General features: G+C 68.5%; 1 protein-coding gene. It reads right to left on the bottom strand.

The genetic code is table 11. From position 1 onward, the window contains the following. Positions 1–1050, bottom strand: a 1050-nt coding sequence (locus NVV99_RS26270; protein ID WP_260783277.1) for a condensation domain-containing protein, incomplete at both ends; no start/stop codon positions are given.

The raw sequence follows: 1050 nt of genomic DNA, 5'->3' as shown, positions 1-1050 counted from the left end.
GAACGACAGGACCACCTGGAACAGCGGGTGGCGTGCCGTCGACCGTTCGGGGTCGATGATCTCCACGAGCCGCTCGAACGGGATGTCGGCATGAGCGAACGCCTCGAGGTCGGCCTCGCGCACCCGTGCGAGCAGGTCGGAGAAGCCCTCACCCGTGTCCACCCGGCTGCGCAGCACGAGGGTGTTGACGAACATGCCGATCAGGTCGTCGACCTCGGCCTCACCGCGACCCGCGATAGGCGTGCCGATCGCGACGTCGTCGGTGTCGGCCATCCGCGCGAGGAACACCGCGAGCGCGGTGTGCACGACCATGAACATCGTCGTGCCGGTCCGCCGCGCGAGCGCCGCGAGACCGCGGTGCGTATCCGCATCGATCGTAAATCCGACCATGCCACCGGCGAACGACTGCACCGCCGGACGCGGCCGGTCCATCGGCAGGTTCAGCTCGTCCGGAAGCCCGGCGAGGGTGCGTTTCCAGAAGTCGGCCTGCGCCGCGAGCAGGCTCGCGGCATCGTCCTCGTCGCCGAGCACGTCGCGCTGCCAGATCGCGAAATCGGCGTACTGCACGGGCAGCGGTGCCCAACCGGGAACCTGCCCCTCGGCGCGGGACATGTAGGCCGTCATCACGTCGCGGGTCAACGGCGAGATGGACCAGCCGTCGGCGCTGATGTGGTGGACGACGAACACGAGCACGTGATCGCGCTCGGAGAGCTCGAACAATCGTGCGCGCAACGGGATCTCGGTGGTGACGTCGAACCCGCGGGAGACGACCGCCGTCACCTTCTGCAGCAGGTCGTCCTCGGTGGCCGATTCGACGTCGATGTCGGGCGCGGCTTCCGCGACCGGGAGGATCAGCTGATAGGGACGTCCGTCCACTTCCGGATAGACCGTGCGGAGCACCTCGTGCCGGGCGAGCAGATCCTGGACCGCTGCCCGCAACGCACCGAGGTCGAGCGCCCCGGTCAGGCGGACCGCGACCGGGATGTTGTTGACCGACGATTCGGTGTCGAAGCGGTTGAGGAACCACATGCGCTGCTGCGCGAGCGACAG

This window comes from Rhodococcus sp. PAE-6 (genome assembly GCF_025290685.1).
Lineage (GTDB): Bacteria > Actinomycetota > Actinomycetes > Mycobacteriales > Mycobacteriaceae > Rhodococcus > Rhodococcus pyridinivorans.
This window is presented reverse-complemented; position numbering and strand designations above follow the sequence as displayed.